Source organism: Caballeronia sp. (genome assembly GCF_028292365.1).
In the GTDB taxonomy this organism is placed as follows: Bacteria; Pseudomonadota; Gammaproteobacteria; order Burkholderiales; family Burkholderiaceae; genus Caballeronia.
Window position 1 is genome coordinate 1 of record NZ_JAQGMM010000532.1, and the last position, 3530, is coordinate 3530.

General features: G+C 59.8%; 4 protein-coding genes and 1 pseudogene. All 5 read right to left on the bottom strand.

The features are described from left to right. Window positions 1–320: ATP-binding cassette domain-containing protein (locus JWR14_RS31265; protein WP_299717130.1), on the bottom strand; the 320-nt coding region annotated here is incomplete at its 3' end. Window positions 321–369: 49 nt separating this feature from the next. Next, the gene (locus JWR14_RS31270; protein ID WP_299717138.1) at window positions 370–1074 is read right to left on the bottom strand and encodes an HAD family phosphatase; all 705 of its coding nucleotides are present in this window, start codon (window positions 1072–1074) and stop codon (window positions 370–372) included. 94 nt (window positions 1075–1168) lie between these two features. After that, complete coding sequence (locus JWR14_RS31275; RefSeq protein ID WP_299717132.1) at window positions 1169–2017, bottom strand: carbohydrate ABC transporter permease; 849 nt, start codon at window positions 2015–2017, stop codon at window positions 1169–1171. Further along, window positions 2014–2949 carry a sugar ABC transporter permease gene (locus tag JWR14_RS31280; protein WP_299717134.1) on the bottom strand — a complete coding sequence of 312 codons (936 nt, stop codon included), beginning with the start codon at window positions 2947–2949 and terminating at the stop codon, window positions 2014–2016. The genes JWR14_RS31275 and JWR14_RS31280 overlap by 4 nt, the downstream gene beginning before the upstream one ends. A 140-nt stretch (window positions 2950–3089) precedes the next feature. Next, window positions 3090–3530: pseudogene (locus JWR14_RS31285) on the bottom strand (extracellular solute-binding protein); the annotation flags it as partial.

Consider the following 3530-nt stretch of genomic DNA (forward strand, 5'->3'; position numbering starts at 1 on the left):
TTGCTCGTGCCGGCCAGCTTCAGGCCAAACGCCATGTTGTCGTACAGCGTCATGTGCGGATACAGCGCGTACGACTGGAACACCATCGCAATCCCGCGCTTGGCCGGCTGCACGTCGTTCACGCGCACGCCGTCAATAGTCAGGTCGCCGCCGGTGATATCTTCCAGCCCGGCGATCATCCGCATCAGCGTGGATTTGCCGCAACCGCTTGGGCCCACGAACACGACGAACTCGCCATCGGCGATATCGAGGTTCACGCTGCGAATCACTTCCGTTTCTTCGTAGCGCTTGTTGATGTTACGCAGATTCAGGCTTGCCATGATGGAGTCTCCGTCTTTAACTTGGCTTCGTTTTCTGCGAGCAAGAGGCTCACGGCAGTTCGAAGCTTGCGTTTTGCAGCCACTGCCCGACGAGCGTGGGGAGTTGTCCCATCTCGTCGAACACGACACTTGCGCCAGCACGTTTCAGCGCATCAATTTGTCCTTCAGTTGCATGACCGCCGCCCAGGAAACCCAGCACGGTCATGCCCGCCGCCGCTGCCGCGGTGACGCCGGTCACGCTGTCTTCGACCACCACGCAGCGTTCGGGTGCGACCCGCAGGGTCCGCGCCGCCGCGAGGTACACGTCGGGCGCGGGTTTCGGGTTCGGCACTTTATCGGCGCAAAACAGACGCTCGCCGAAAAACCGCACGAGGCCCGTGCGGTTCAGCACGGCTTCCACATACGACGTAAAGCTGTTGCTCGCGCAGGCCTTGCGCAAGGAAATCGCGGCCAGCGCGGCCTCGATTCCATCGACTGCCGGCCCTTCCACGGCCGCGGCTTCCACGACCACCCGGATTGCGTCGATCTGGGCCAGATCGAGCGTCCGGCCAAGTGCTTCAGCCGTGCGCAGCAGCACCGTTTCGATCCGCAGCCCGAGCAGCGGCGTGACGATCGGCTCGGCATCCACGCCGGGCCAGAGTGCCTGCATCTCCTGCACGAGCACGCGTCCCGCAATGGCTTCGCTGTCGATCAATACGCCGTCGCAGTCGCAGATCAGCAGATGCCCGTCGAGGACATCTGCTGGAGCGAGCACGTCCGGTACGCCGGCTTGGGACAAGTTCAGGTTCACTGGATCAACCTCGCGTTCCACTTCGGGTTACAGCTCAAATTGCAGCTCGGGTCACAGCTCATTTCACCGCGCCGAAGGTCAGGCCGCGCACCAGTTGCTTCTGCGACAACCAGCCGACAATCAGGATCGGCGCGACAGCGAGCAATGAAGCCGCCGAAAGCTTTGCCCAGAACAAGCCTTCAGGACTCGAATACGACGCGATAAACACCGTCAGCGGCGCCGCGTTCGAACTCGAAAGGTTGATGCTCCAGAACGCCTCGTTCCACGACAGGATCACGAGCAGCAACGCGGTGGAGGCGAGCCCGGGCAGCGACATCGGCATCAGCAAGTAGACGATTTCCTGCCACGTCGCCGCGCCGTCTATACGCCCTGCTTCCAGGATGTCGCGCGGAATTTCGTTGAAGTACGTGTAGGACATCCAGACGGCAATCGGCAAGTTGATCAGCGTGTAGACGATGACCAAACCCCACACCGTGTCGAGCATGCCGGTGTTTTTCCACAGCAGGTAGATCGGCACGAGCACGCCAACCGACGGCATCATCTTCGTCGAGAGCATCCACAGCAGCACTTTCTGCGTCTTCTTCGTCGGGAAAAACGCCATCGCATAGGCGCACGGCACGGCGAACAACAAGCAGATCACCGTGACGCCGACCGAGATCAGGATGGAGTTCCACGCAAACGCAAAGTAGTTACTGCGCGCGAACACCTCGCGGAAACTATCGAGCGTCGGCGTGAAGATCAGCGACGACGAATACGCTTGCTGCTCGGTCTTGAACGCCGTGATGGTCATCCAGAAGATCGGGAAAAACAGCAGCAGCGCGAACAGCCACGCGATCACACCCAGCACGCCACGCTTGAGCGTGTCGAGGATCGGCACCGACGTTGTTGCGGTAACGGGATGGCTCATGATTCGTACTCCCCTTTCAGGTTCTTCGCGAGCATGCGCACCAGGAAGAACGCCACGACGTTCGCCAGCACGACCGCCAGAATGCCGCCGGCAGAAGCCAGACCGACGTCGAATTGCTGCAGGCCGAGCGCGTAGATCAAGTACGACAGGATGGTGGTCGCCGTGCCTGGGCCACCGCCGGTCGTCGTATAGATTTCAGCGAAGATGGAGAGCAGGAAAATGGTTTCCATCATCACCACCACGGCAATCGCGCGTTTCAAGTGCGGCAGCGTGATGTAGAAGAACATGGAGAACGCACCTGCACCGTCGATCCGCGCGGCTTCCTTCTGCTCCTGATCCAGCGATTGAATCGCCGTGAACAGAATCAGGAATGCAAACGGTAGCCACTGCCACGCGACAATCACGATCACAGCAAACAACGGATAGTCGCCGAACCAGTCGATTGGCTGCATGCCTAAGAAACGCATCAACGCCGCGACCAATCCATACACCGGATGCAGGATCATGTTCTTCCAGATCAGCGCGCTGACCGTCGGCATGACGAAGAACGGTGCAATCACGAGCAAGCGTGCGATGCCCTGGCCGATGAACTTGCGGTCGAACAGCACCGCGAGCAGCACGCCGCCAACCACGGTTATCAGCAACACCGACCCGATCAGCACCAGCGTATGAACGATCGATGGACCGAACGCCGGATCGGTAGCGAGGAACTCATAATTATCGATACCCGCAAAACCTTTGACGTCCGGATTCAGCAGGTTGTATCGCGAGAACGAATACCAGATGGTCATCGCGAGCGGGATGGCCATCCATAGTAACAGTACGGCGGTAGTCGGCGTGATCAGCCAGCGAACCGACTTCGCGCGTTTCTTGTCGCGCGCCGCCGCGGATTCCGCGTAGCTGTTCGGTATGGGGGGATTAAGTTGACTCATGATCGTGTCACCTCTCGATGAAGCGCAGGCCGCGCGCGAACTCTTGCTGGAAGAGCGGCGCGGCCGGCTGTACTACGTTAGGCGCTAGAAGTTTCCGCCTTGACTGCTTTGAGTATGCTTATTTCCCGCTTATTTCCCGCTTATTTCTGATAGCCCGCCTGTTTCACTGCGCGATCGGCTGCGGCGTTACCGGCTTTCAGAGCTGCATCAACGGTGGTTTGTCCTGCGACCACGCCTGCAATGGACTGGCCGACGACCGTACCGAATGACTGAAACTCAGGAATGCCGACGAACTGAATACCCGAGTACGGCACCTTCTTCAGCGACGAATCGTTTGGATTAGCCGACAAGATCGCGCTCAGCACGAAGTCGCCGAACGGTGCGGCCTTCTTGTACTCGGCGTTCGCGTAGGTCGACTTGCGCGTGCCCGGCGGAACCGATGCCCAGCCTTCGTCCTTCGCAGCCAGTTGGATGTACTCCTTCGACGTCGCCCAAGTCGCAAATTTCTTCGCGGCGTCCTGCGACTTCGAGGTCTTCGGAATCGCGAGCGACCACGACCACAACCAGTGCGAGCCCTTCGG